Here is a 26,710-nt window from a genome sequence, read left to right on the forward strand (position 1 = left end):
TGACAGCGCGGTACGGACCTTTGAGGGTGCTTAAACGGTTCCCCAGCAGCTTGTGATCCATATCTCAACTGCTTCCGTTTGCGGGCGGGGTGTGACGTATGGTGACCGGACGTCTGTAGCTACAAGGGGGCCTTCGGATCGTTTTCGGCGCGCCGAAGGTCTCTGTTGTGCGCAGGGCTGGATACCCCAGTCTTGTTTCACAGTGAATGACCTGGCGGCCGGGTCCGCCGCGCGAAGGTGCGCGGGGGCGTGGATCCCGGTGACGGCTGTCCCGTCGCTCCCTTGGAGGAGAGAGCGAATCCCCTGGACGTGGGGCGGACGGCGCGGTGACCGGTGCCGGCCAACCCCCACCCGGGCGCGTAGCAGCTGCAAGCGGCGCGTCCCGAGCACTCAAGGATCGACCATGGCGTCCAGCCTGACGAAGGGAACCGCAGAGCAGGAGAAGACCTCTCCGGCTTCCGGCGGCAAGACCTTCCTCGGCCACCCCCTCGGCCTGGCCCCCCTCTTCCTGACGGAGATGTGGGAGCGCTTCAGCTATTACGGCATGCGCGCTCTCCTCGTTCTTTACCTGATCGCGGGTGGCCCGGACGCGAAGCCCGGCAGCCAGGGCGGCGGTCTGGCGATGCCCGAGGCCAGCTCGTTCGCCATCTACGGCGTCTACACGGGCATGGTCTACCTGCTGGCCATGCCCGGCGGCTGGTTCGGCGACCGGATCTGGGGCCCGCGCAAGACGGTCACCATCGCGGCGAGCATCATCATGGCCGGTCACCTGTGCCTGGCCATGCCCGGCAAGCCGCCCTTCTTCATCGGCCTCGCACTGGTCGCGATCGGCTCCGGCCTGCTGAAGTCCAACATCTCCACCATGGTCGGCCACCTCTACGACGGCCCGCAGGACCCGCGCCGCAACGGTGGCTTCACGATCTTCTACATCGGTGTCAACCTCGGCGCCGGCCTCGCGCCGATCGTCATCGGCGCCCTCGGCCAGAAGGTCAGCTGGCACCTGGGCTTCGCGATCGCCGCGATCGGCATGGGCCTGGGCCTGGTCATCTTCCTGCTGGGCACCCGCTTCCTGAGCCCGGAGAGCAGCGTCGTCCCGAAGCCGCTGCCGGCGGACGAGCGCAAGTCCCTCCTGATGAAGGCCCTGCTGTGGTTCGGCATCGCCGCCGTCTTCTACGGCGTCGTCGCGGGTACCGGCCACTTCACGCAGAAGTGGGCCACCATCCCGCTCGCCCTGCTCGGTGTGGCCGTCCCGGCCGCGACCCTGTTCCGCATCAAGCGCGACAAGGACCTGACCTCGGACGAGCAGACCAAGGTCACCGGCTACATCTGGTTCTTCATCGCCGCCGCCGTCTTCTGGATGATCTTCGAGCAGGCGGGCTCGACGCTGTCGACCTTCGCCGACAAGAGGACCTCGGACACCATCTTCGGCTGGCAGATCCCGTCCACGCTGTTCCAGTCGATCAACCCCATCTGGGTCATGGCCATCGCCCCGGTCATCGCCTGGCTGTGGCTGTGGCTGGCCCGCCGCGGCAGCGAGCCGAGCTCCACGGTGAAGTTCTCGATGGCCATGGTCCTCATCGGCGCGTCCTTCTTCATCTTCGCCATCCCGATGTCGACGGCCTCGGAGAGCTCGAAGGCCGGCCCCATGTGGCTGGTGATGATCTACATGATCCAGACCATCGGTGAGCTCTGCCTCTCCCCGGTCGGCCTGTCGCTCACCACCAAGATGGCGCCGGTGAAGTACGCCAGCCAGATGATGGGTGTCTGGTTCCTCGCGGTCACCGCGGGCAACTGCACCACGACGCTGCTGCGCGAGGTCGGCGGCCTCGACCTCAACGGCATCAACGTGATCCTCGGCCAGGCCACCGCAGCGGTCCTCGCGGCCGTCGCGGTGTGGATGTACCGCAAGAAGATCGAAGCCCTCATGGGCGACGTCCGCTGAGGACCCCCTGAGTGACAGTGCCCCGGCGCAATGACGCGCCGGGGCACTGTGCGTTTCAGTCCGGCAACCGGGGCATGGCGTCGGGGGTGAACCAGGGCAAAGCAGCAGTCTCCACAACAGCCGCACGCCGGGGCCGCAGCCGATCGACGACCACCATCCCGATCCGGAAGAGCCCGGCGGGCACGACAAGCCCCAGCAAGACCCAGAACAACGTCACCCCCCAGGGCCGGGCCACGTCCCAGGGCTCGGTGACCAGCACCTTGTCGCCGTACTTGAGCGACACCTCATAGGGCCCGTGAGCGCCCGCAGCGAGCTCCACATCGAAGACGACCCGGGCCCGCTGCCCCGCCGGGATGGTCCCGCGCCACCTGCGCTCCTCCCACGACGGCGCAAGGAGACCCCGCGCCGTCCCGACCCGGAACACGGGGTCCTTGGCGGCCCCGGACCCCAGATTCCCGACCGTGAGGACGAGCCGCCGGGCAGGCGGCGCCCCGAACCAGGTGAGCACCCCGCCGGAGCCCTCCAGACGGGCGTCCAGCACACCGATCCGCGCCCCGTCGGGCAGCGGGGCGACAGGGTGTCCGGCGACGACCAGCGGGACATCAACCACCTCAACCTCCCCCATCACCGTGGCGACGTGCACCACACAGGGGCAGGGCTTGGGCGGCTCGGAAACAACCAGCTCCCGCCGAAAGGCCCCGTCACCCTCCGTAGTGACGGTCCGCCCCTCCGCGTTAACGCAATCGTTGGTACCACCCACCATGTTCTGCCCGCACACCAACAAAGTCAGCAGAGCCCGAGGCCGCCACCCTTCCCCCTTCACCACCACAACGCTGCCCTTCCCGGCCTCCCCCCGATCCAAAGAGAGCCGAGGCCCCTCGGCGGCGGCCGCCCCTGAGGGCATCAGGGCGACGAGCAGCGCCAGCAGAAGAAGGACGGCGGAGGCGCCGGGGCCGCAGGGGCAGGGCCCTGGACGCTGACGTGTATTTGTGGCGCCTGGTGCCGGGTGCGTGTGCGGCGGGGCCGAGGGCGCCGTAAATATACGGTCCAGGGCCCTGCCCCGGAGGCCCCGGCGCCGGACCACGACGCCGCTCACGCCCCGCACCGCCACCGCCGCACCAGAAGCACCACCCCACCGACAAGGGCCAGCACCACCCCACCCCCCACCGGCAGAACCCACCGCACAGGCGTATACGACCCGGACCCACTGGCCCGCACCCCACCCGCCGCGGTAGCGGTGACCCGCACCGTCACCGAGTCCAGCCGCGGCGCATCCGGCCACCGTTCCACCCGCCGCACCGCCCGCCCCGGCAGCAGCTCGGCCGGGGCGTCGGCGACCGTACGGCGGAGCACCGTACCGAAGATCCCGTCGGCGCGGAGGGCGAGCCGCGGGGCCAGTGCCCGGTTGCCGCGGTTGACCAGTGCGTACCGGATGACCGCCCCGCGGGAGCCCGCGCTGCTCACCCGTACGTTCTCGACGGCGAGCGCCGGAAGCGCCGGTCCCCCGCTGACGCGCAGGGCCAGCCGCACCCGCACCTCCCGCCTCTCCCGCCCCTCTTCCCCGCTCACGACCACCGCGCCGGGGTGGTCACCGGGCTCGGCGTCACCGGGGACCGTCACGGTGAAGGGCACGTTCGCGCGCGTACGGGCGGGCACCCGTACCTGCCGCCGGGCGAGGGCGATCCAGGACCCGTCGCCCCGGAGGGCGAAGGAGCGCTCGTGGTCAGCGGGGTTGACCACGGACAGCTTGTCGGTGAACGCCGTGCCGGGGGCGCCCTCCAGGTAGAACGACGCCCTGTCGTCCGGGCCGGGCGCCTCCGTACCGGCGGGGGCGGGCGCGGCCGACCACGGCCGGTCGTCGCCGGCGAGCGCGGCCGGTGCCGGGGTCGCGGCGACGCAGAGCAGCACCGGGACGAGAACCGGCACGAGAAGGCGGACGGGACGACGGCGCACAGGCGGCCCCTTAGGACGTACGCAGGTCAGGACGTACGCGAATCAGGACGTACGCGAGCAGGCGGCTAGCGAGTGGTCGCCGCCCGGCGCCGCCGGGTCAGCCAGAGCGTGCCGGCGACGCCGGTGAGGAGGACGGTGCCGCCGAGGGTGCCGAGGGCGATGGCGGAGTCGGCGGGCCCGGTCTGGGGAAGCTGGCCACCTCCGGTGGAAGAGCCACCCGTAGAAGACCCACCGGTAGACGCCCCACCCGTGGACGACCCCCCAGTGGAAGACCCCCCGGTAGAAGAGCCACCCGTAGAAGACCCACCGGTGGAAGACCCCCCGGAAGAGGACCCGCCCGAACCCCCGCCCGGCCCCTTGACGTCGAGCGTCAGAGACGGCTTCGGATTGTTCGTCGGCGTGCAGGTGGTGGTCGTGCCCAGCGCCTGGATGGTCAGCGTGGAGGCGGTGAACGTCACGCTGCCGCTCTTCTTCGGGGTGTACGTCCCCGACAGGTCACTGATCTTGATCGGGGTGTTGGCCGGTATCGGCTCCGCGTTGGCGGGCCCGGAGACGGCGACCGTCCCGCTGTCCGCACCGCCCAGCTTGATGACGGCACTGGGCTTCATCGCGCCCTTGCCGAGCTCGATGGGGCTGGAGGAGACGCCCTTCTCGAAGGACATCGTCAGCTTGTACGCATCGCCGTCCGCGACGCCCTTGATGTCGATGGGCGAGACGGCGCTCTTGTCGCCGATGGGGGTCTTGCACGCGTAGTCGACGTCGATCGTCGCGGCGTGCGCGGCCGGGGCCGCGAGCAGGACGGCCCCGCCGGCCAGGGACGCGGCCAAGGACGCGGCGAGTGCGACTGCGCGGCGTGGGATGTGGGACACCTCTGGTTCCCCTCTCGTCCGGTGCCGCAGCCGAACCTGAGCTGACGGCACATCAGATCGGGCGCAGACAGTACGCCGGGGACCTTGAGGAAGGAAGAGAGAAAGAACGAGAGAAGGGAGAAGGGGAAAGAGGGAACGGAAGAGGAAGAGAAGGAGGAAGGGAAGGAGGCAGCGCCTACCCGGGCGCGGCCAGCTCCGCCCACACCGTCTTTCCGGCACCGCTCTCGTTGCGCACGACGCCCCAGTCCAGGCAGAGCCGCTGCACGATAAACATGCCGTGGCCGCCGGGCCGCCCCGCGCGGTGCGGCGTGCGCGGCGCGGGCGAGCCCGCGCCGAGGTCGACGACCTCCAGGCGCAGCACCTTGCCCGTGCAGCTCACGCGGAGCTCCTCGGGGCCGTCGGCGTGCAGGCAGGCGTTGGTGACCAGCTCGGAGACGACGAGCAGGACGTCCTCGGCGGCGGCGCGGTGGTCCGCGCCGACCGCGGGGAGCCAGCCCCAGTCGTAGAGCGCCTGCCGGGTGAAGTCGCGGGACATCGGCACGGCGCCGCTGACCCCGACGAGGTGCAGCCGGCGCATTCCGGCGGGCCGGGACCCCTGCGGAGGCCCGTCCGGCGACGGCGCACCGGACGAGGCGGCGCCGTCCGCCCCCGGACCGGGGTCGCCCGGCGGAGGGCACGGCCGGGTGGTGCTCATCAGCGCTTCACCTCACCGATTCACCGATTCAGAACGGAACGAAGGGACAAACGACGGGACGAACGATGGGACGGACGACGGGACGGACGGGTACCTGGATACCTTGATCGCGGCTACCTGGCACATGGAACGGATTCAGCAGACTCCTGCCCGACCGAATCGTGAGAACACCCACTTCTTCGGTGCCGATCCTGTGATGCATGCAACTGAGGCTCGTGAACCCGCGCCGAAGGAGCCCGGCAGACCGGGTGACGACTGGGTGACACACAGGAAAAGGCGGGGCGCCGGACGTCAGCCGGCGAGGGCCGCGTCGAGGGTGTCGTGCACGGTGAAGACGGCTTCCGCGCCGGTGATCTCGAAGACCCGGGCGACCACGGGCTGCATCGCAGCCAGGTGGATTCCGCCGCCTGCGGCCTCGGCCTGCAGCCGGGCACCCAGGAGCACATTGAGGCCCGTGGAGTCGCAGAACTCCAGACCGGAGCAGTCCAGGACCACACGCGCACCGCCCTCGGCGATGGCGGCCTCAAGGGGCTCGCGCAGCACATCCGCCGTGTGGTGATCGAGCTCACCCACCGGCGTCACGATCGCGCTCGCCCCGTCCCGCCGGACGGCTACATTCAGCCGGCCCCTGCTCGCGCTGCCGACCATCCCGCGATCCATGCGCATCCCTTCTCGGTGTGCCTGCGTGGCGCTCCCAGAACACTACGCCTTCCCTACGTCGTCCGGTAGCTGAAGGTCAGGCATTATGCACATATAGGGACATTACGCACTTGCGGTGCAAGGGTGAAGGCAGGTAGGGCTAGTAGGACGACATCCACCACGGACGGCTTTGGAGGCGCCGCTCACCGCAGCACGACGCGACGGCATCGGCAGCCATATGCCGAGAATGATGGAGGAGACCATGTCGCCCCGGCTCGACGAAACGCGTACGGAACCCCGTACGGCGTCGTCGACACCCCCGCCCCAGTCCCTGCCCGAAACCCTGTCCGAGCCCCTGCCCGGCTCTCTGCCCGAGTACGGCGAGACCGGCCCCACGCCCCCCGGCGAAATGGCGCCGCAGGACGCACGGGCCCTGTCCAAGACGCTCTTCGCCCGCCTGGAGGCGCTCGAAGAGGGCACACACGAATACGCGTACGTACGCAACACCCTGGTCGAACTGAACCTCGCCCTCGTGAGGTTCGCCGCCGCCCGGTTCCGCTCCCGCAGCGAGCCGATGGAGGACATCGTCCAGGTCGGCACGATCGGCCTCATCAAGGCCATCGACCGCTTCGAGCTCAGCCGGGGCGTCGAGTTCCCGACCTTCGCGATGCCGACCATCATCGGCGAGATCAAGCGGTTCTTCCGCGACACCAGCTGGTCCGTGCGCGTGCCGCGCCGGCTCCAGGAGCTCCGTATCGACCTGGCCAAGGCCGGCGACGAGCTCGCCCAGAGCCTGGACCGCTCCCCCACCGTCGGCGAACTCGCCGAGCGCCTCGGCCTGACGGAGGACGAGGTCGTCGAGGGCATGGCCGCGAGCAACGCCTACTCGGCGAGCTCGCTGGACGCCCAGCCGCAGGACGACGAGGCGGAGGGCGCGCTGTCGGCCCGCATCGGCTACGAGGACCACAGCCTGGAGGGCATCGAATACGTCGCCTCCCTCAAGCCGATGATCGCCGAACTCCCGCAGCGGGACCGGAAGATCCTCTCCCTGCGCTTCGTGTCGAACATGACCCAGTCGGAGATCGGCGAGGAACTGGGCATCTCCCAGATGCACGTCTCGCGCCTGCTCTCCCGCACCCTGGTGCGCCTGCGCCGGGGCCTGTTGAGCGAGGAATGAGTCCGGGGGAGCCTCCCCTTTCCCGACCACCCCTTTTTTCACCGCCGCGCGCCACACCGCCGAGACCAGCGGAACGCCCGGACGGTACGCGAGGTGGACGTGTGACGGGGCGTCGAGGAGCGCGAGGTCGGCCCGGGCGCCTGGGGCGATGCGGCCCACGTCCGTACGGCGCAGGGCCGCCGCTCCGCCCGCGGTCGCGGACCAGACGGCCTCGTCCGGGGTCATCCCCATGTCCCGTACGGCCAGCGCGATGCAGAACGGCATGGAGCTGGTGAAGGACGAGCCGGGGTTGCAGTCCGTGGACAGGGCGACCGTGGCCCCCGCGTCCAGCAGGCGGCGCGCATCCGGCCACTCCGCGCGCGTGGAGAACTCCGCGCCGGGCAGGAGGGTGGCGACCGTGGTGCCGTTCGCCAGGGCGTCGACGTCCGCGTCGGTCAGGTGGGTGCAGTGGTCGGCCGAGGCGGCGCCGAGCTCGACGGCCAGCTGGACGCCGGGCCCGTAGGTGAGCTGGTTGGCGTGGACGCGCGGGGTCAGCCCGCGGGCGGCGCCTGCCGTGAGGATCGTCCGGGCCTGATCGCCGTCGAAGGCGCCCTTCTCGCAGAACACGTCGACCCAGCGGGCGTGCGGGGCGCAGGCGTCGAGCATCGGCCCGGTCACGAGGTCCACGTACGCGGCCGGGTCGTCGGCGTAGTCGGGGGAGACGATGTGGGCGCCGAGGTAGGTGACCTCGTCGGTGTGCGCCGCGGCGATGCGCAGGGCGCGGGCCTCGTCCTCGACGGTGAGGCCGTAGCCGGACTTGGTCTCCATGACCGTGGTGCCCTGGCGCAGGGCCTCGCCCACATAGCGGCGGACGTTGGCGTCCAGCACCTCGTCGGTCGCGGCGCGCGTGGCGGCGACGGTGGTGCGGATGCCGCCGGCGCTGTAGCTGCGGCCGGACATGCGGGCGTGGAACTCGGCGGTGCGGTCGCCCGCGAAGACCAGGTGGGAGTGGGAGTCGACGAAGCCGGGGAGGGCGGCCCGGCCCTCGGCGTCGACGCGATTGTCAGTGGCCGGTGCTTTGCTGGACGTGCCGACCCAGGCGACGCGGTCGCCGTCGATGACGACTGCCGCGTCCTGGATCGTGCCGAGGGGGCCTTCGCCGAGGGAGGGGTCGTTCGTGACGAGACTGCTGATGTGGGTGATGACCGTCGTCGCCATGGGCGTGCGGCACTCCTTAGGTCGGTTCGGTGGTTCGGCCTCGCGCGAGGCCGAACCGCACGGGTCGGCCTCGTACGGGCCGGCCTCGTACGGTTCAGCCTCGTACGGCCGCGATCGACTCCGCCAGTGCCGCCGGCACGTGGGCGACGAGCTGGTGCGTCCCGTCGCGCACGATGTGCCGGCCGCCCACCACCGTGTCCCGGACGTCCGCGGCGCTCGCCGCGAAGACGGCCGTCTCGGCGGCGAGGACGTAGGGCGGGCCCGCGGTGCGCACGGTGTCGAGGGCGACGGCCGTGAAGTCCGCGAGCGCGCCCGGCTCGATGCGGCCCGCCTCGTCCCAGCCGAGGGCCGCGTGGCCGTCGGCGGAGGCGGCGCGCAGCAGCTGGACGGCGGTCCAGTGGCCGCGGGTGCGGGTGTGCAGCCGCTCGTCCATCTCCATGGCGCGCGCCTCTTCGAGCAGGTCGATGACGGCGTGGCTGTCGCTGCCGAGGGAGAGCGGGGAGCCCGCCTCCTGCAGCGCCCGGGCCGGGCCGATGCCGTCGGCCAGGTCCCGCTCGGTGGTCGGGCACATGCACACGCCGGTGCCCGAGTGGCCGAGGAGGCGGATGTCGCCGGGGGTGAGGTGCGTGGCGTGGACGGCGGTGGTGCGCGGGCCGAGCACGCCGTGGTGGGAGAGGAGCGCGGTGGGGGTGAAGCCGTGCGCCTCGACGCAGGCGTCGTTCTCGGCGGTCTGCTCGGACAGGTGCAGGTGCAGCGGGGCTTCGCGCTCCTGCGCCCACGCGGCCACGGTCGCCAGCTCCTCGGCGGGCACGGCCCGCACCGAGTGGATCGCCGCGCCGATGCGGGTGTTGTCGTCGCCCTTGAGGGCGGAGACGCGCTCGGCCCAGCGCTCGGCGGTGCCGTCGCTGAAGCGCCGCTGGTGCTTGTTCGGCTCGGCGCCGAAGCCGGAGGAGAGATAGCAGGTGTCGAGGAGCGTGATGCGGATGCCGGCCTCGGCGGCGGCCGCGATCAGCGCCTCGCCCATGGCGTTGGGGTTGTCGTAGCGTGCGCCGCCGGCGAGGTGGTGCACGTAGTGGAACTCGCCGACGGAGGTGATGCCCGCGAGCGCCATCTCGGCGTAGGCCGCCCGGGCCAGCGCGAAGTAGTTGTCCGGGGTGAGGTTGTCCGCGACGCGGTACATGACGTCGCGCCAGGTCCAGAAGGTGCCCTCGCCCGCCTGGGTCGCCCCGCGCAGGGCCCGGTGGAAGGCGTGGCTGTGCGCGTTCGCGAGGCCGGGCAGGGTGATGCCCCGCAGGGTCACCGCGCCCGGGGGCGGGGCCGCCGCGCCCCGGCGGACGGCCTTGATGCGGCCGTCCGCCCCGGTCTCGATGACCACGCCCGGCTCGACGCCGGTGTCGAGAAGGGCGTGCTCCGCCCAATAGGTCTGTGCCGTCAGCGACACGCCAGGCCCTCCAGTACGTCGGCGAGTGCGGTCACCCCGGCCAGGCAGTCGTCCTCGGAGGCCGTTTCGGCGGGCGAGTGGGAGACGCCTGTGGGGTTGCGTACGAACAGCATGGCGGTGGGGACGGCTCCGGAGAGGATTCCGGCGTCGTGTCCCGCGCCCGTCCCGAGGACGGGGACGTCCCCGCCCAGGATCCGGGCCAGCTCGTCGCGCAGGGCGTGCTCGAATTCCACGACCGGCGTGAAGGACTCCCGGGTGACCCGCACGTCCACGCCGTCGCGCTCGCCGCGCTCCACGGCCGCCTTCTCGATCTCCGCGACCACGAGGTCGAGGGTCTCCTGGTCGGCGGCCCGCGAGTCCAGCCAGCCGCGTACGAGGGAGGGGATGGCGTTGACGCCGTTCGGCTCGACGCCGACCTTCCCGAAGGTGGCGAGGGCTCCGGCGAGCCGGGCCTTCTTGCGGGCGGCGAGGACGGTGTTGGCGTAGGTCAGCATCGGGTCCCGGCGGTCCTCGATGCGGGTGGTGCCGGCGTGGTTGGCCTCGCCGTGGAAGTCGAACCGCCAGCGGCCGTGCGGCCAGATGGCGGAGGCGATGCCGACGGCGCGGTCCGACAGGTCCAGGGCGCGGCCCTGCTCGACGTGGAGCTCGACGAAGGCGCCGATCCGGGCGAGCCGCTCGGGGTCCGGGCCGATGGCCTCCGGGTCGTAGCCGGCGCGCTCCATGGCCTGCGGCAGGGAGACGCCCTCGGCGTCCCGGAGCGCGTGTGCCTTGTCGAGGGACAGCTGACCTGCGGTCAGGCGCGAGCCCACGCAGGCCAGGCCGAAGCGGGCGCCCTCCTCGTCGCCGAAGTTGACGACGGCGAGGGGGCGGGACGGCTGCGCCCCGCGGGCGCGCAGCTCGTCGATCGCGGCGAAGGAGGAGACGACGCCGAGGGGGCCGTCGAAGGCGCCGCCGTTCGGTACGGAGTCCAGGTGGGACCCCGTGACGACGGCGTCCCCGGCGGCGGGGTCGCCGAGCCACGCCCACTGGTTGCCGTTGCGGTCGAGCTCGTAGGCCAGCCCCCGGCTCTCCGCCTGGGCGCGGAACCAGGCGCGGCAGTCGGCGTCGGCGCCGCTCCAGGCGAAGCGGTGGTAGCCGCGGGTGTCTTTGTCACGGCCGACGGCGCCCAGGTCGGCCCACATCTCGTGGAACGAGGAGGGCCCAACCGGGCCCGCACTCGGCGACGGCGCGTCCGTTCCGCCAGAGGTTTCCGCTACGGCTGCGGGCCGGTGGTCGCGTTGTGCCCACCCGTTCCGCCCTGCGGAACGATTGCCCACAACGGGGTCGGGTCCGGTCATGAGTCTTCCCGCATCGGGACGCGGACGCCCCGCTCGGAGGCGACCGACTCCGCGATGTCGTACCCGGCGTCGACGTGCCGGATGACGCCCATCCCCGGGTCGTTCGTCAGGACGCGGCGGATCTTCTCGCCCGCGAGCGCCGTGCCGTCGGCGACCGTGACCTGGCCCGCGTGGATGGAGCGGCCCATGCCGACGCCGCCGCCGTGGTGGATGGAGACCCACGAGGCGCCCGAGGCGACGTTGACCATGGCGTTGAGCAGCGGCCAGTCCGCGATCGCGTCGGAGCCGTCCAGCATGGCCTCGGTCTCGCGGTACGGCGAGGCCACCGATCCGCAGTCGAGGTGGTCGCGGCCGATGGCCAGCGGCGCGGCGAGCGTGCCGTCGGCGACCATGTCGTTGAAGCGCTCGCCGGCCTTGTCGCGCTCGCCGTAGCCGAGCCAGCAGATGCGGGCGGGCAGGCCCTGGAAGTGGACCCGCTCGCCGGCCATCTTGATCCAGCGGGCGAGCGACTCGTTCTCGGGGAAGAGTTCGAGCATCGCCTTGTCGGTCTTGTGGATGTCGGCCGGGTCGCCGGAGAGGGCCGCCCAGCGGAAGGGGCCCTTGCCCTCGCAGAAGAGGGGGCGGATGTAGGCGGGGACGAAGCCGGGGAAGTCGAAGGCGCGGGTGTAGCCCGCGAGCTGGGCCTCGCCGCGGATGGAGTTGCCGTAGTCGAAGACCTCGGCGCCGGCGTCCTGGAAGCCGACCATGGCCTCGACGTGACGCGCCATCGACTCGCGCGCCCGGGTCGTGAAGTCCGCGGGCTTCTCGGCCGCGTAGGCGGCCATGTCGTCGAAGGAGATGCCGACCGGCAGGTAGGCGAGCGGGTCGTGGGCGCTGGTCTGGTCGGTCACGATGTCGATCGGGGCGTTCATCGCGAGCAGCTGCGGGAGGAGCTCCGCGGCGTTGCCGAGGACGCCGATGGACAGCGGGCGGCGGGCGTCGCGCGCCTCGACGGCCAGCTGGAGGGCGTGGTCGAGCGAGTCGGCCTTCACGTCCAGGTAGCGGTGCTCGATGCGGCGCTCGATGGCGCGCGGATCGCAGTCGATACAGATGGCGACGCCGTCGTTCATGGTGACGGCGAGCGGCTGGGCGCCGCCCATGCCGCCGAGGCCGGCGGTCAGGGTGATCGTGCCGGCGAGGGTGCCGCCGAACTTTTTGGCGGCGACGGCGGCGAAGGTCTCGTACGTGCCCTGCAGGATGCCCTGCGTGCCGATGTAGATCCACGACCCGGCGGTCATCTGGCCGTACATGGTGAGGCCGAGGTGCTCCAGGCGGCGGAACTCCTCCCAGTTGGCCCAGTCGCCGACGAGGTTGGAGTTGGCGAGGAGGACGCGCGGCGCCCACTCGTGGGTCTGCATGACGCCGACCGGGCGGCCGGACTGGACGAGCATGGTCTCGTCCTGCTTGAGCGTCTGCAGCGTGCGGACCATGGCGTCGAACGAGCGCCAGTCGCGGGCGGCCTTGCCCGTGCCGCCGTAGACGACGAGCTTGTCGGGGTGCTCGGCCACCTCGGGGTCGAGGTTGTTCTGCAGCATGCGCAGAGCGGCTTCCTGCTGCCACCCCAGCGTGCTCAGCTGGCTGCCTCGCGGCGCTCGTACGGGTCGCGGTCCGGACATGGTGCCCTGCCTCCCTGGCGGCTCTGAATAGAACACTGCACATCTTGGGTGGCTGAATAGCTCTAGTCAATGGGTGGCGGCTCCGCGAGGTCCCCGAGCCGCACCGGATGGGCCAGCGGCCGCCGGTCCATGGCGTGCGGATCGGCGACGGGGGCACCGAGGAGCGCCGCGGCGAGCTCGGCCGTGTTGCGCCCGCAGACGCGCCCCTGGCAGGCGCCCAGCCCGGCGCGGCACGTGAGCTTGAGCGCCCGCATCCCGTCCGCGCCGCGCGCCGCGACGGCGTCCCGCAGCTCCCCGTAAGACACCTCCTCGCACCGGCACACGAGCGTGTCCTCGCGCAGCCAGCCGCGCCAGCCGCCCGGGACGGGATGCGCCCGGGCCAGCGCCCGCGCGAACCGCCGCCCGGACCGCACCCGCGAGGCGGCGGCCGCGAGGCGGGCGGGGGACGGCGGCGCGAGGTGCGCCGCGGCCTCCGCGGCCCACGGGCGCTCCGCCAGGTCGGCCAGGTCCGCCAGGTCCGCCAGGTCCGCCACCGCTGCGAGCCCCGCCAGCTCGCCCTCCGCCGCCGCGGCCGGGGCGCCCGCGACGCCCGTGAGCTCGCCCGCCGCGTACACGCCCGGGACGGTCGTCGCCTGGCGCGCGTCGACGGCCACGTGCCCGCCGCGGACCGCGCAGCCCGCGGCCAGGGGGAGCTCCAGCTGCGGGGTGAAGCCGTAGCCGACGCACACGGCGTCCACGGGCCCGATGCGCTGCTCACTGCCCGCCACCGGGTGCCAGCCCGCATCCAGGCGGGCGACGGTGACGGCCTCGACGCGGTCCCGGCCGTGCGCGGCGACGACCGCGTGCCGCGTGCGGTACGGGACGCGGTGGCGGGCCAGCCCCGCGGCGTACGAGCCCAGCTCGGCGACCCGGCCGGGGCCGCCGTCGCGCAGGGCCGCGGCGGGGCTGCGCAGCCAGCGCGCCGGGTTCCCCGCCTCGTACACGCCCAGGACCCGCGCCCCCACCTCCGGCAGGGCCAGCGCGACCGGCAGCAGGAACGGCCCGGTGCCCGACACCACGACCCGGCCGCCGACGGCCGTCCGCTGCCCCCTGGCGAGCGCCTGCGCCGCGCCCGCCGTGACCACGCCCGGCAGCTCCCAGCCGGGGAACGGCAGCGCGCGGTCGAAGGCGCCGGTGCACAGGACGAGCGCGTCGGCCGCGAGGGTGCGCACGGGGCGTCCGCGGTCGTCGGCGGGGCCCTGCTGGACGTGGACGAGATGGCGGCCGGGCGCAGGCCCCGGCTCCGGGAGCGGCTCCAGGGCCCAGACGGTGGTGCGGGGCAGGTGGGCGATGCGGGGCTGGGTGGCGACGGCCAGTTCGAGCGGGTGCGCGGCGGAGGCGTCGGGCCCGCCCGCGACGGCCTTGCCCGCGACGGCCGGCTGCCGGTGGTACTGGCCGCCGATGCGCTCCCCGCTGTCGACGAGCGCGACGCGTGCGCCGCACCGGGCGGCGCTCAGCGCGGCCCGCGCGCCGGCGGGTCCTGCGCCGACGACGACCACGAGGGGCGGGGCGGTGAGGGGCGCGGCTATGTGGGACGGGGCGCTCATGCGACCCCGTCCGCGTCGCGTACGGGCTCGCCGGGCCTGGCGCCCTGGTCCGTACCGTCGCCGTCCGTACGAGGTACACGAGGTTCCGGAGGCAGCTCCTCCGTGGGCAGCCGGGCGCCGCGCTGGGTCTCCACCCGGTCCCCGTCGCACAGTTCGCGCCGGCAGGCCCGGACGTCGGGGAGGCCGTTGACGACGACCAGGCAGTCGTAGCAGACGCCGATGCCGCAGAAGATGCCGCGCGGGCGGCCGCCGAGGCGGGTGGTGCGCCAGGACCGGCGGCCCGTCGCGAGGAGCAGGGCCGCCACCGTCTGGCCGGGCAGGGCGCGGTGCCGCTCGCCGTCGACGTACACCGTCAGTGCCATCCGTTCTCCCTTCCGAAGCGTGCGGCTGCGAAGCGCTGGACCCGGAACGGCTCCGGATCGAGGTGCGGCGGCTCGCCCGCCCAGAGTTCGGCGAGCAGCTCGCCGGTGGCGGCGGCCAGGCCGATGCCGGCGCCCTCGTGGCCCGTCGCGTGCCACAGGCCGGGGCGGCGCGGGTCCTCGCCGACGACCGGGAGGTGGTCGGGGGTGTACGGGCGGAAGCCGCCGTACGCGCGCATGACGGGGACGCCGCCGAGGACGGGGAACAGCTGCGCGGCCCCGCGCGCCAGCGCGCGCAGCACGCCGGCGCGCAGCGTCCCGTCGAAGCCGCAGCGCTGCCGGCTGGAGCCGATGAGGACCGTGCCCGCCTGGGTCGCCTCGACCACGGCCGACACCTGCAGCCCCGGGTCCGCGCTGCGGGCGGTGTCCGCGTACCCGGCGTCGTAGACCTTGTGCCGCACCGTGCCGTGCGGCAGCGGTGCCGTGACGAGGACCGTGCCGCGGCGCGGCAGGACGGGCAGGGGTGCCCCGGCGGCCGCGGCGAACTCCCCGGCCCAGGGGCCGCAGGCGTTGACCACCGCCCCGCACGGAATGCGGCCCTCCGACGTCCGGACGCCCACGGCCCGCCCGTCCCGGCCGGTCTCCACGCCCGCCACGTCCACGCCGGTACGGATCCGGCCGCCCCGCGCGCGGACCGCCGCCAGCAGCGACGTCGTCGCCAGGACGGGCTGCAGCTGGGCGTCCTGCGGGTAGTGCACGGCGGCGCGCACGCCGGGCGTGAGGTGCGGCTCGTACGCGGCGGCCTCGCCCGGCGCGAGCTCGCGGGCGTCCACGCCCGCCGCGCGCTGGGCGGCGGCGAAGTCGCACAGGGCGGCGCCCTCCGGCTCGCCGGTGGCGACGGCGAGACCGCCCTTCACCTCGTACTCGCACTCCGCCCGGCCCGGGCCGAGCTCTTCGCGCAGCGCGGCGAGCAGCCGGGGCCAGCGGCTCAGCGAGGCCTGCGCGAGGGTGAGGCCGGGGCCGGGGGCCTTGTTCGAGACGAGGAGGTCGCCCTCGCCGCAGGCGGTGGTACCGGCCGCGAGCGGACCCCGGTCGAGGACGAGTACGCAGGCCCCGCGGCGGGTCAGCGCCTCGGCACAGGCCGCGCCGACGACTCCGCTCCCGACGATGACGACGTCGGCGCCGCCGCCACCGTCGTCCCGGACTTGCCGGTCTTCCCCGTCTTCCCGCAGAACGCGCACGCCAGTAGCACCGCCGTTCCCCCAGAGGCCGCCGCGACGCTATTCGCCCCGCGCCGGGCGGGTCAACACCCGCGGCGCGGTTCCCCGGTCCACGTTTGTGCAGGGCCGCCGCGCGGCGGGAGCGGCACCACTGTTCACGGCCGCCACCGCTGCGCGGCATTGACCGTGGCCACCCTGGCCCGCAGCTCCTCGGCGACGCCGACGGGCTCCAGATCCTCAAGGGAGGCGATCCACTCCCGCCCGCCCCCGAAGGCCCGGAGGAACACACGCGACGGCGTCGTCTGCATCACCTCACCGACGCGGTCGCGCCGCTTGTCCAGCACCATCGTTCCGACCGCGGGCATCGCTGCGTTCTCGTTCGTCTGCATGACACATGACGCTAAGGACCAGGCGTTTTGCCGGGCAATGGCACTCTGTGGCGGTGGTCGACGGAAGTGCCACCGCGCGTCACATGGGGACGCCGATGGCGTCGGCCAGGGACCGTATGCCGGGGGTGAGGGTTCTCCTCCGGCTGATCACGCGACCGAGGATGTCGTGTGCGTAGCGCTGGTTGGGCAGCCACTGGGGTGCCGCGGTCCGGATGCCCTGGAGGACATCGACCGCCTCCGCGTACTGCCGTGAGCGCACGTGGGCTTCGGCTACGTCCAGGAGGTGGCGGTTGCGGTTGTTGGACGTGGGGCGCATGCCGCCTACCGGCACTCGTTCGGCGAGTTGCAGGACGACGTCCGGCCGGTCGGCGATCATCGCGTTCTCCGCGCGCTTGAGGACGACGGTCACGGGGCCGAAGGCGCGCAGGAAGTCCCTGTCCGGGGCGAACTCCCTGCCCATGGCCACGGCTGCGGCGTGCGCCAGCCGCATGGAGTCCTCGGCTTCGCCGGGCCGGTTGTCCCTGATGGACGCGGCGGAGAGGCGCAGCAGCAGCCACCCCCATGCGCTCAGCTCGGCGACGGAGGCGCGGGACATGCGCGGCTCCACCTCGTCGGCCCACTCGGCCGCCAGTTCACGGGCTGTGGCCAGCCGGCCCTGCCGGAGCAGCAGCCAGCACTGGGTGCTCACGGTGGCGGCCCCATGGAGCTGGTCCGGCGCGTCGTCCAGGGACCGGTCGAGGGCGGAGTGCGCTGCGGCGAACTGCCGTGTCTGGGTCAGCAGCCACCCGGTCAGCTGCAGGACCCGGGCGCGCACCGCCCTCCCCTCGGGCCCGGCTGCGGCCAGCGCCTCGGCGTCGCGGATCAGCGGCGGCAGCAACGTGCTCAGCTCGGCGTACCGGTCACCGGAGAAGAGCGGCACGGCCGCGTCGAGGGTGCCGAGGACTCCGGCGACCGTGGGCGGCTCCTCGGGTCCGGGCGGCAGTGTCCCTGCAGCGAGGGCCTGCCGCACGGGCTCCCACCGGTCCCCGGCCGGGGGTTCTCCCCTGGCTTCCGGTTCCGCGAGGAGGCAGCTGGTCGTGACGCCCAACGCGACGGCGAGCTGCCGGGCCGTCTCCAGACGGGTGTCGTTCCGCTCTCCCTGTTCGAGTTTGCGGATCAGCGAGAGCGAGACACCGGACGCCGCGGCAAGTTCCCGTTGGCTGAGGCCCCGGCGCTTGCGCACGTCTTGGAGCCGTTGACCGATAGTGGCACCCATGGGCATGGGGCGAGCGTACGCCCCTATGAATACGGGAAGGTTGACGAATGGCCCGGACCGTCGGCGGGGCTCTCGCCGTCTCCGAGGAGCCGAACCGATGGCGGGTCCGTGGTGCGGCCCGGCCGCGTGTGCGAGGAACGGGCAGCCCAGGTACATGCCACCGCCGAGGCGGCGCCCATCGACCGGCACCGATGAACCGGTCGAAGGCGTCCCCATGCCCGGGCCGACCCGGTTCGCACCCCGTTCCGGCCCGCGGCGGCTCCGCGCACGCGCGGGCGTGCCGTCGCGCATGGAGCTCATCGTGTGCGGAAACCGCCCGCAGCGCATGCCATTTTCGCGGCCCGGTGTGGTGGAGTGGCTCCATGTCCTCCCGTGACATCCCCCTCGGCACCGTGGTGCAGGCCGCGATCCGGCAAGGGCTGCTGCCCGCCTGGTCCCCCGTCGCCGGGCTGCTCGACGTGCAGGGGATCCGCGCGGCCACCACGTCGCTGCGGGCGGCCTTCGAAGAGGCCGGGGCGGCGCGCGATACGACCCTGCACGCGTTCGCCGTGAAGGCCGCCGCCCTCGTGCCCGTGCTGCGGCTGCTGGCCGGGGAAGGGCTGGGCGCCGAGGTGGCGAGCCCCGGTGAGCTGGCGCTGGCCCGGGCGGCGCGGGTGGCCCCGGAGCGGATCGTGCTGGACTCTCCCGCGAAGACCACGGCGGAGCTCCGTGAGGCCCTCGCGCTGGGGGTGGCGGTCAACGCGGACAGCCGCGAGGAGCTCGCCCGGCTGGACGGGCTGCTGCGGGAGGCCGCCGGCCCGCCCCGCTCCTCGCTCGGCGTGCGTGTCAACCCCCAGGTGGGCGGCGGCACCATCGACGCGCTGAGCACGGCGACGGACACGTCGAAGTTCGGGGTGGCGCTGCGCGACGAAGGGGCGCGCGCCTGGCTCGTCCGCGCCTTCGCCGAGCGCCCCTGGCTGTCCCGGCTGCACGCCCACGTGGGCTCCCAGGGCTGCCCCCTGGAGCTGATGGCGGCGGGGGTGCGGGCCACGTACGAGCTGGCGGAGGAGATCAACCGGGCCGTGGGGCGCCGGCAGGTCACCACCCTGGACATCGGCGGCGGGCTGCCCGTGAACTTCGCGTCCGACGACGTGACCCCGACCTTCCGCGCGTACGCCCGTCTGCTGGCGGACGCCGCCCCGGGCCTCTTCGACGGGCGCTACGGGCTGGTGACGGAGTTCGGCCGCTCCCTGCTGGCCAAGAGCGGGGTGGTGCTGGCCCGCGTCGAGTACACCAAGACCGCGGGCGGGCGGCGGATCGCCGTGACGCACGCCGGCGCCCAGGTGGCCGTGCGCACGGTGTTCGCGCCCGCGTCCTGGCCGCTGCGGGTGGCGGTCTTCGACGCACAGGGGCGCCCGAAGACCGGGCCGCCGGTCGACCAGGACATCGCGGGGCCGTGCTGCTTCGCGGGCGACCTCGTGGCGGTGGGCAGGCCGCTGCCCCTGCTGGAGGCGGGCGACCACGTGGCGCTGCTCGACACCGGCGCGTACTACTTCTCGAACCACTACGCGTACAACTCTCTGCCCCGCCCCGGGGTTTACGGCTACGCGTCCGCAGAAGAGGAGAGTGACGGCGTGCGGTTCGCGACCGTACGGGCCCCGCAGACCCTCGGCGAGCTCGTCGCCGAGGGCGGGGGCGCCTACGCGGCGGAGCTCAGCGCGCTTCGCTGACCGGCCCCCGGACCTCGGACCCCGGACCCCGGCGCCCTCGCCGGGCAGGCGTCAGCGCGCTTCGCTGACCGCCGTCCCGGCCGGCACCCGTCCGGCGCGGCGCCGGCCGCCACCGGGAGCGGCATCGCCCGCGGCGAGCCCCGTGGACAGATAGCCGCGCACGGGCTTGGCGGCGGGGGACGCCTGCGCCCACTCCGTGCGGACCCACAGCAGGGAACCGCTCCGGCGCTCCAGGCCGCCCAGCCACAGGGCCTTCGCCCACAGGCCCGCACCCGCTCCGGCGAGCGCCAGGCCCGCCGCGGCCGGGATCGCGAAGGAGGAGCCCACGGCGGCGAGGAAGGCCAGGAGCAGCCACCAGCGGCGGGCGCGCCGCCAGTTCCGCCGGGTCACGGCGCGGTCCTGGAGGAAGACCGACCGGCCCGCCCGTGACGCACCGCGCGCCAGGGCCGCGTACCGCCTGCGGCGCACCGCGAAGACGGCGCCCGCGACGATCAGGAACAGCGCCGCCCCGGCGAGCACGCCGATCCGCCGCCCGGTGATCCCGGGCACCAGGACGCCGATGCCCGCACTCAGCAGGCCCGGCCACCACAGCCAGCCGGCCGGCGCTCTGACGACCACCGCCACCCGCGCCAGCGCATACGAACCGCGCCCCACGTCGAAACCCGCCTTTCCCTCTGAAATCCCCTCGATCCCGACTCGTCACGCGGCAGGCTAGCCAACGAATCTGAGTGCGAGCTGAGAATCCGCGGGATGTACCTCACAGGGGTCATACCCCGGTATCACCCCGGACTTGGCTCCTCCGTATGACGTGTGCGCAGTCGTGTGGTCCCTAAGGTCGTCCCTGCCGGGGAGGGACGAGCGGGAGGAGACGACGATGGCGGTCCAGGAACGAGGGGGCGAGCAGCCGGACCGCGGGCGGCGGGACGACGGTCTCCGGCGGCGGGCTGCCGTCGCGGCGGGGGCGCTGGCCCTGACCGGGCTGCTGAGCGCGCTCGTGCCCGCGCCGGAGGCCCATGCGGCGCAGGCCCCTGCCGCAGCCGGAGCCGAGGCCTCAGCCGGAGCTGGAGCCGGGGCCGGGGCCGGGGCCGGGGCCGCCGACCAGAGCACCCGGACCGCGCTGCCCGCGCCCACCGGCCCCCACGCCGTCGGCACGACCACCCGCCACCTGGTGGACACCGGCCGCAAGGACCCCTGGAAGCCGGAGCGGGGCGACCGCCAGGTCGCGATCAGCCTCTTCTACCCGGCGGACCGGGACGGGGCCACCGGCGGGAAGGGTCCCGCGCCCCACATGGACCCCTCCTCCGCCGCCCACTTCGGCTCCGCCCGGGGCGCGGGCAGCTTCAACTACCGCGTGCACCCGGACGCCGCCGACTGGACCTCCACGCGGACCCACGCGCGCGTGGACGCCCCCGTGGCGCGCGGCAGCAGGGCGCTGCCGGTCGTGCTGTACTCCGCCGGCCTGGGCGACCCGCGCACCTGGAACACCGGCCTGGTGGAGGAGCTGGCCTCCCGCGGCTACGTCGTCGTCACCGTCGACCACACCTACGACTCCTCCGAAGTGCGCCTGGCCGACGGCAGCCTCGCGGAGTCGGCGCTGCCGGCGCTCGCCGGCGCGTCCCCGGCCGAGGTCGACGCCGCGCTCCGCAGGGCGGTGCAGGCCCGGGTGGACGACACGCGGTTCGTCCTGGACACCCTCGGCTCGGCGCAGTGGCGGCGGGGCCTGCCGGGCGGCCTGGGGGACGCGGTGGACCTGCGCCGCGTGGGCATGGCCGGGCAGTCCGCGGGCGGCTTCACGGCGGCGCAGGCCATGCACGACGACCGCCGCATCAAGGCGGGGATCAACATGGACGGCCAGATGGACTTCCCCCTCCCCGACCGCACGGGCGGCAAGCTGAGCACCGTGGCGCGCGAGGGCGTGGACCGGCCGTTCCTCCTGCTGGGCTCCGACGGCCCGGGCGCGGCCGACAACCGGGCGTCGTGGTCGTCCTTCCGGCAGCACACGCGCGCCTGGCAGGCCGAGCTGGCCATGGCGGGCGCGGCGCACGGCACGTACACCGACGCGGTGTCACTGCTGCCGGCACTCGCCCGGCAGGGCGCGCTGCCGGAGGAGGACCTCCGCCAGGACGTCGGGACCGTCCGCCCGGAGCGGGCGGTGACGGCCACGCGCGCGTACGTGGCGGCGTTCTTCGACCGCTTCCTCAAGGGGCGGGACGACCGGCTGCTGGACGGCCCGTCGCCGCGCTTCCCGGAGATGCGCTTCCGGGCGGCGCCGGCCTCCTGAGCCCCGCCTACTCCACGAACAGCCCCCGCGCGACCGCCTTGGCGTCGAACTCCTCCAGGCGCGCCTGCGCGTCCGGCAGGGCGTCGCACATCGCCTCCAGCAGCATGCGCCCCAGCAGCATCGGGGCGCATGCGGTGTCGAAGGCGAGGCCGGTGCCGACGGCGGCGGGGAGCAGCAGGTCGCTGTGGCGGGCGACGGGGGCGAAGGTGGAGTCGGCGACGGTGACGACGGTCAGGCCCTGGCCCTGCGCGTACTCCAGCGCCTCGACCACCTCGCGCGGGTGGCGGGGCAGCGCGAAGCACAGCAGCGTGCTCGCCCCGGCCCGTACGGCCGCGTCTATGCGGTCGGTCAGGAGCGTGCCGCCCTCGTCCAGGAGCCGCACGTCCGGGTGGACCTTGCGGGCGAAGTAGGCGAAGCCGCCGGCCTGGGCGCCGGCGGCGCGCAGGCCGAGCACGAGCAGCGGCCGGGACTGCGCGAGCAGCCGGCCCGCGCGGGTGACCGGGGCGGGGTCGGCGAGGACCGAGGCGAGGTGGCGGAGGTTGTCGATCTCGACGTGGACGGCCTGCTGGTACTCGTTGTACGCGGTCTCGCCGTCGCCCGGCTCGGCCGCCGCGGGGACGACGTCGCGCAGGTGCCGGCGCAGCGCCGGGTAGCCGTCGAAGCCGAGGGCGACGGCGAAGCGGGTGACCGAGGGCTGGCTGACGCCGGCCAGCTCGGCGAGCTCGACGCTGGAGAGGAAGGGCGCGTCGGCCGCGCGGCGCACCATGCAGTGGGCGATGCGGCGCTGAGTCGGCGTCAGGCGGTGCCCTTCGAAGAGCTTCTGCAGCCGTGCGGTGGCTTCCGGTTCGCCCCCGGTGTCGCTCATCGGGCCCTCCATGGTCTTCGGCGGTCTGTCGTCGGCGGTCTGTCGTCGGCGGTCTTCGGCAGTGATCATTCATCGATCCCCACCCCTGCATGGAATTATGCAGGGGTGGAGAGCCTCACGGGTCCACATCCGCAGCCGCCCCCGCGATGACAGCGCCTACAGCGCCTAAGGCGGCTACAGCGCCTACAGCGCCTACAGCGCCTACAGCGCCTACAGCGGAGGCAAGAGCTTCTTCTGGGGCTTACCCATGGCGTTGCGCGGCAGCGCGTCGAGGAAGCGCACGCGGCGGGGCCGCTTGTGCACGGAAAGGTGGCCGGCCACGAAATCGATCAGCGCCTTCTCGCTGACGCCGTCCGCCACCACGTAGGCGACGATCTCCTGCCCGAGGTCCTCGTGCTCCACCCCGACCACGGCGGCCTCGCGGACCGCGGGGTGGTCGAGCAGGGCGTTCTCGACCTCGCCCGCCCCGACCCGGTAGCCGCCGGACTTGATCAGGTCGGTGGAGGCGCGCCCCACGATGCGGTGCGTGCCGTCCTCCTCGACGGCGGCGATGTCGCCCGTACGGAACCAGCCGTCGTCCGTGTGCGCGGCCGCCGTCGCCTCCGGGCGGCCCAGGTAGCCGCTGAAGAGCGTCGGCCCGCAGACCTCCAGCTCGCCGATGCCGCCCTCGGTGGCCGCCAGGCGCGTGCGGACGCCCGGCAGCGGGGTGCCCACCGCGCCCGGCCGGCGCTCGCCGTCGGCCCGGGCGGAGACGGTGATCAGGGTCTCGGTCATGCCGTAGCGCTCGACGGGCCGCTGCCCGGTGAGGGCCTCCAGGTCCCGGAAGACGGGCGCGGGCAGGGCCGCGCTGCCGGACACCAGCAGCCGGGCCTTGGCCAGCGACCGGGCCGCCGACGGCTCGCGCACGACCCGGGACCACACCGTCGGCACGCCGAAGTAGAGGCTGCCGCCCGCCGCCGCGTACGCCTCCGGAGTCGGCCGGCCGGTGTGCACGAGCCGGCAGCCGGTGCGCAGCGCCCCCAGGACGCCCAGGACGAGGCCGTGGACGTGGAAGAGCGGCAGCCCGTGCACGAGGGTGTCCTCGGCGGTCCACTGCCACGCCTCGGCCAGCCCGTCGAGGCCCGCGGCGACCGCGCCGCGCGGGATCAGCGCGCCCTTGGGGGCGCCGGTGGTGCCGGAGGTGTAGAGGATCAGCGCGGTGCTGTCCGGGGCGGGCTCGGCGCCGGACCAGTCGCCCTGCTCCGCGAGGTCGACCGGCAGCCCCTCGTCGCCGCCGACCACCAGGGCGGCGCCGGAGTCGCGCAGGATGTGGCCGCGCTCGGCCGGCCCCGCGTCCGGCGGCAGCGGCACGACCGGCACCCCGGCGAGCAGCCCGCCCACGACGGCCGCCGCGGTCTCCGGCGACGCATCGGCGTGCACGGCGACGGCGGGGGCGCCCGCGATGCGATGCGCCACCGCGGCGGCGGCGCCCAGCAGTTGCTCCCGGGAGAGCGCCCGTCCGGCGACGGTGAGGGCGTCCGGGCGGTCCTCGCCTCCGCCTGCGGCGAGCGCGGCGAGGGAGGTCAGCAGGGGTTCGGTCGGTCCGGGCACGGAACTGCTCCTTCCAGCGGCGCCCCGGCGTTCGCGAGGCTGCCCCTACGGCGGATACGGGTGCTAGCCCCACCGACGCGGGGCACCGCCGACCGTATCGTCGTACGCATGACGGCCCGCGACCATGAGCTGAAGAAGGACCTCGCCGCCACTCTGGAGACCCGCAAGGAGCTGGGCCCGGAGTACGAGGCGGAGCTGGTGGACGCCTTCCTGGAGAAGGTCGACCGCAAACTCGACGCCGAGATCGACCGGCGGGTGCGCCGCCAGTCGGCGGAGCTGCAGATGGCCGTCGCCCGCGGGGCACGGCCGCACCTCGACGGGCACGGCCCGGGAAGCTTCGGCGAGCGCTTCGGCTTCGCCGCGGTGTCCCTCGTGCTGGCGATCCCGCTGTCCGCGATAGCCGTGGTCAACGCGCATCTGGCGGGGCTGCTGGTGACCTGGGCGGGCATCGTGGGCGTCAACGCCCTGCACGTGGCGGGGCTGTTCCCGTGGCAGCACCGGCGGACCAAGCAGGAGAGCGCGTCCGACTGGGAGTGAACCCGGCGGAGCTGACGGCGGCCCGGTGGCATGCGCGCCCGAGGAAATGCGCGAGGGACCGCCGCACCCCGGCCGAGGCCGGAGTCGGGACGACGGCGGTCCCCCACGGGGACACGGGCCGGAGTCAGGGCCGGTGGACCGCGTCCGGACGGCTGTGGAGTCCGGGAGCCGCTCCGGAGTTTCCTGCCGCCGTTCGGGTGCCGGCCGGGGCTGGCCCGGGCCGACACCTCCAATATGCCGGACGGTTGTTAAGCCGGTGCTGCGCGCGCGTGACGCATACGTACCTTTTACGGGCCGCCCGTCCGTACCCCGTCCGCACCCCGTTCACGCGGCGGCCGGAAAAGGCCGCCGCGCAACGCACCGGGACGCCGCCCGGAAGGGCGGAATCACCGGGCTCACCGGGCTCACCGGGATACCGGGACTACTTGGCGCCGTTGGCCTTCCCGGCGCTCTCCGCGAGGAACGCCAGCAGGTCCTGACGGCTCACCACACCGGTGGGCTTGCCCTCGACGAGGACGATCGCCGCGTCCGCCTCGCCCAGGACGGCCATCAGGTCGCCGACGGGCTCGCCGGAGCCGACCTGCGGCAGCGGCGGGCACATGTGCTTCTCCAGCGGGTCGGAGAGGGAGGCGCGCTGGGTGAACAGGGCGTCCAGCAGCTCGCGCTCCACGACCGAGCCGATGACCTCGGCGGCCATCACATCGGGGTGCCCCGCGCCCGGCTTGACGATGGGCATCTGCGAGACGCCGTACTCGCGGAGCACCTCGATGGCCTCGCCGACGGTCTCCTCCGGGTGCATGTGCACCAGGGAGGGCAGGCCGCCGTCCTTGCGGCGCAGCACGTCGCCCACGCGGGCGGCGTCGCCGGCCTCCTCCAGGAAGCCGTAGTCCGCCATCCACTCGTCGTTGAAGATCTTGCTCAGGTAGCCGCGGCCACTGTCCGGCAGCAGGACGACCACGACGTCGTCCGGGCCGAGGTTCTCGGCGGCGCGCAGGGCGGAGACGACCGCCATGCCGCAGGAGCCGCCGACGAGCAGGCCCTCCTCCTTGGCGAGGCGGCGCGTCATCTGGAAGGCGTCCTTGTCGGAGACCGCGATGATCTCGTCGGTCACCGTGCCGTCGTAGGCGCTCGGCCAGAAGTCCTCGCCGACGCCCTCGATCAGGTACGGACGGCCGGAGCCGCCGCTGTAGACGGAGCCCTCCGGGTCGGAGCCGATGACCTTGACGCGGCCGTCGCTGACCTCCTTCAGGTAACGCCCGGTGCCGCTGATGGTGCCGCCGGTGCCCACGCCCGCCACGAAGTGGGTGATCTTCCCCTCCGTCTGCTCCCACAGCTCGGGGCCGGTGGAGTAGTAGTGCGAAAGGGGGTTGTTGGGGTTGCTGTACTGGTCGGGCTTCCAGGCGTTGGGCGTCTCGCGCACGAGCTTGTCGGAGACGTTGTAGTAGGAGTCCGGGTGCTCCGGGTCGACCGCGGTCGGGCAGACGACGACCTCCGCGCCGTAGGCCCGCAGCACGTTGATCTTGTCAGTGGAGACCTTGTCCGGGCAGACGAAGATGCACTTGTAACCCTTCTGCTGCGCCACGATCGCGAGGCCCACACCCGTGTTGCCGGAGGTCGGCTCCACGATGGTGCCGCCCGGCTTGAGCTCGCCGGACTTCTCCGCGGCCTCGATCATGCGCAGGGCGATCCGGTCCTTCACGGAGCCGCCCGGGTTGAAGTACTCGACCTTGGCGAGCACGGTGGCCTTGATGCCTTCGGTCACGCTGTTGAGCTTCACGAGCGGGGTGTTGCCAACGAGCTCAATCATCGAATCGTGATACTGCACGGTGATCTCCGCGGTCGGGGGCACTAGCGGTCTCGCGTACCCATACGGCCAGCCTAGAACGCATCCGGCCGCTCCAACGGCGCGTTGCAGATGCGGGCGCTCGGGGCAACCTGCTCATAGCGCGCTCTGCCAAGGGTGCGGGGCGTTCATGAATGCTTTATGAAGCGTTTGTAAAACCGTGTACGCGGCT

Annotated in this window: 22 protein-coding genes and 1 pseudogene; 5 read left to right on the forward strand and 18 right to left on the reverse strand. The window is 73.5% G+C overall.

All coding sequences use genetic code 11. The features are described from left to right. Positions 1-403 precede the first annotated feature (403 nt). Positions 404-1,942: a peptide MFS transporter gene (locus IE241_RS11125; protein WP_190021558.1), complete on the forward strand. Its 1,539-nt coding sequence runs from the start codon at positions 404-406 to the stop codon at positions 1,940-1,942. 55 nt (positions 1,943-1,997) lie between these two features. Here the strand turns inward: IE241_RS11125 and IE241_RS34160 are convergent, their stop codons facing one another. The 5 genes from IE241_RS34160 to IE241_RS11150 form a co-directional block, all read right to left on the reverse strand. Beyond that, a complete protein-coding gene (locus IE241_RS34160) occupies positions 1,998-2,984 on the reverse strand; it encodes a hypothetical protein (protein WP_373300658.1) in 987 nt (328 codons plus the stop codon). Positions 2,985-3,034: 50 nt separating this feature from the next. Further along, a complete protein-coding gene (locus IE241_RS11135; RefSeq protein ID WP_190021560.1) occupies positions 3,035-3,895 on the reverse strand; it encodes a COG1470 family protein in 861 nt (286 codons plus the stop codon). A 65-nt stretch (positions 3,896-3,960) separates the two neighbouring features. Next, entirely contained in the window at positions 3,961-4,764 is an 804-nt protein-coding gene (locus IE241_RS11140; RefSeq protein WP_190021561.1) for an LPXTG cell wall anchor domain-containing protein, read from the reverse strand. Between the two features lie 175 nt (positions 4,765-4,939). After that, positions 4,940-5,458: an ATP-binding protein gene (locus IE241_RS11145; protein WP_190021562.1), complete on the reverse strand. Its 519-nt coding sequence runs from the start codon at positions 5,456-5,458 to the stop codon at positions 4,940-4,942. 291 nt (positions 5,459-5,749) lie between these two features. Further along, positions 5,750-6,118, reverse strand: a complete 369-nt coding sequence (locus IE241_RS11150; RefSeq protein WP_190021563.1) for an STAS domain-containing protein — start codon at positions 6,116-6,118, stop codon at positions 5,750-5,752. Between the two features lie 229 nt (positions 6,119-6,347). On the opposite strand from IE241_RS11150, the gene IE241_RS11155 reads away from it, so the two are divergent. Further along, complete coding sequence (locus IE241_RS11155; RefSeq protein WP_190021843.1) at positions 6,348-7,274, forward strand: RNA polymerase sigma factor SigF; 927 nt, start codon at positions 6,348-6,350, stop codon at positions 7,272-7,274. Between the two features lie 30 nt (positions 7,275-7,304). On the opposite strand, the pseudogene hutI reads toward IE241_RS11155, so the two are convergent. From hutI to IE241_RS11200, 9 genes and pseudogenes are all read right to left on the reverse strand, one after another. Then, positions 7,305-8,471, reverse strand: a pseudogene (gene hutI, locus IE241_RS11160) (imidazolonepropionase); the annotation flags it as partial. 94 nt (positions 8,472-8,565) lie between these two features. Beyond that, the gene (locus tag IE241_RS11165) at positions 8,566-9,906 is read right to left on the reverse strand and encodes a formimidoylglutamate deiminase (protein WP_190021844.1); all 1,341 of its coding nucleotides are present in this window, start codon (positions 9,904-9,906) and stop codon (positions 8,566-8,568) included. Beyond that, positions 9,903-11,093 carry an allantoate amidohydrolase gene (locus IE241_RS11170; RefSeq protein WP_190021564.1) on the reverse strand — a complete coding sequence of 397 codons (1,191 nt, stop codon included), beginning with the start codon at positions 11,091-11,093 and terminating at the stop codon, positions 9,903-9,905. The genes IE241_RS11165 and IE241_RS11170 overlap by 4 nt, the downstream gene beginning before the upstream one ends. Before the next feature lie 152 nt (positions 11,094-11,245). Next, positions 11,246-12,904, reverse strand: a complete 1,659-nt coding sequence (gene hutU, locus IE241_RS11175) for a urocanate hydratase (RefSeq protein WP_190021565.1) — start codon at positions 12,902-12,904, stop codon at positions 11,246-11,248. 62 nt (positions 12,905-12,966) lie between these two features. After that, positions 12,967-14,490 carry an FAD/NAD(P)-dependent oxidoreductase gene (locus IE241_RS11180; RefSeq protein WP_190021566.1) on the reverse strand — a complete coding sequence of 508 codons (1,524 nt, stop codon included), beginning with the start codon at positions 14,488-14,490 and terminating at the stop codon, positions 12,967-12,969. Continuing rightward, complete coding sequence (locus tag IE241_RS11185; protein WP_190021567.1) at positions 14,487-14,852, reverse strand: (2Fe-2S)-binding protein; 366 nt, start codon at positions 14,850-14,852, stop codon at positions 14,487-14,489. Before IE241_RS11185 ends, IE241_RS11180 begins: the two co-directional genes overlap by 4 nt. Then, complete coding sequence (locus IE241_RS11190; RefSeq protein ID WP_229899121.1) at positions 14,843-16,090, reverse strand: NAD(P)/FAD-dependent oxidoreductase; 1,248 nt, start codon at positions 16,088-16,090, stop codon at positions 14,843-14,845. Before IE241_RS11190 ends, IE241_RS11185 begins: the two co-directional genes overlap by 10 nt. A 134-nt stretch (positions 16,091-16,224) precedes the next feature. Continuing rightward, on the reverse strand, positions 16,225-16,458 hold the full coding sequence (locus tag IE241_RS11195; RefSeq protein WP_229899124.1) for a hypothetical protein: 234 nt from the start codon (positions 16,456-16,458) through the stop codon (positions 16,225-16,227). A gap of 79 nt (positions 16,459-16,537) precedes the next feature. Beyond that, a complete protein-coding gene (locus IE241_RS11200) occupies positions 16,538-17,713 on the reverse strand; it encodes a helix-turn-helix domain-containing protein (protein ID WP_190021847.1) in 1,176 nt (391 codons plus the stop codon). Between the two features lie 362 nt (positions 17,714-18,075). Between IE241_RS11200 and IE241_RS11205 the strand changes: the two genes are divergently transcribed. Next, positions 18,076-19,422: a type III PLP-dependent enzyme domain-containing protein gene (locus IE241_RS11205; protein WP_190021568.1), complete on the forward strand. Its 1,347-nt coding sequence runs from the start codon at positions 18,076-18,078 to the stop codon at positions 19,420-19,422. A gap of 51 nt (positions 19,423-19,473) precedes the next feature. Here the strand turns inward: IE241_RS11205 and IE241_RS11210 are convergent, their stop codons facing one another. After that, a complete protein-coding gene (locus IE241_RS11210) occupies positions 19,474-20,076 on the reverse strand; it encodes a hypothetical protein (RefSeq protein WP_190021569.1) in 603 nt (200 codons plus the stop codon). Positions 20,077-20,296: 220 nt separating this feature from the next. On the opposite strand from IE241_RS11210, the gene IE241_RS11215 reads away from it, so the two are divergent. Then, positions 20,297-21,703, forward strand: coding sequence for an alpha/beta hydrolase family protein (locus IE241_RS11215; RefSeq protein ID WP_190021570.1), 1,407 nt, complete (start codon positions 20,297-20,299; stop codon positions 21,701-21,703). Between the two features lie 7 nt (positions 21,704-21,710). Here the strand turns inward: IE241_RS11215 and IE241_RS11220 are convergent, their stop codons facing one another. Together IE241_RS11220 and IE241_RS11225 are read right to left on the reverse strand one after the other, a co-directional pair. Continuing rightward, the gene (locus tag IE241_RS11220) at positions 21,711-22,568 is read right to left on the reverse strand and encodes a MurR/RpiR family transcriptional regulator (RefSeq protein WP_190021848.1); all 858 of its coding nucleotides are present in this window, start codon (positions 22,566-22,568) and stop codon (positions 21,711-21,713) included. Between the two features lie 210 nt (positions 22,569-22,778). Further along, positions 22,779-24,158, reverse strand: a complete 1,380-nt coding sequence (locus IE241_RS11225) for an acyl-CoA synthetase (protein ID WP_373300644.1) — start codon at positions 24,156-24,158, stop codon at positions 22,779-22,781. 108 nt (positions 24,159-24,266) lie between these two features. Here IE241_RS11225 and IE241_RS11230 point away from each other — a divergent pair, with 108 nt between their 5' ends. Continuing rightward, a complete protein-coding gene (locus IE241_RS11230; RefSeq protein WP_190021571.1) occupies positions 24,267-24,695 on the forward strand; it encodes a hypothetical protein in 429 nt (142 codons plus the stop codon). A 421-nt stretch (positions 24,696-25,116) separates the two neighbouring features. Here the strand turns inward: IE241_RS11230 and IE241_RS11235 are convergent, their stop codons facing one another. Then, positions 25,117-26,520 (reverse strand): cystathionine beta-synthase, encoded by a 1,404-nt coding sequence (locus IE241_RS11235; RefSeq protein ID WP_190021572.1) that lies wholly within the window; start codon positions 26,518-26,520, stop codon positions 25,117-25,119. Positions 26,521-26,710: the final 190 nt, after the last annotated feature.

Source organism: Streptomyces hiroshimensis (genome assembly GCF_014650335.1).
GTDB classification, from domain to species: domain Bacteria; phylum Actinomycetota; class Actinomycetes; order Streptomycetales; family Streptomycetaceae; genus Streptomyces; species Streptomyces hiroshimensis.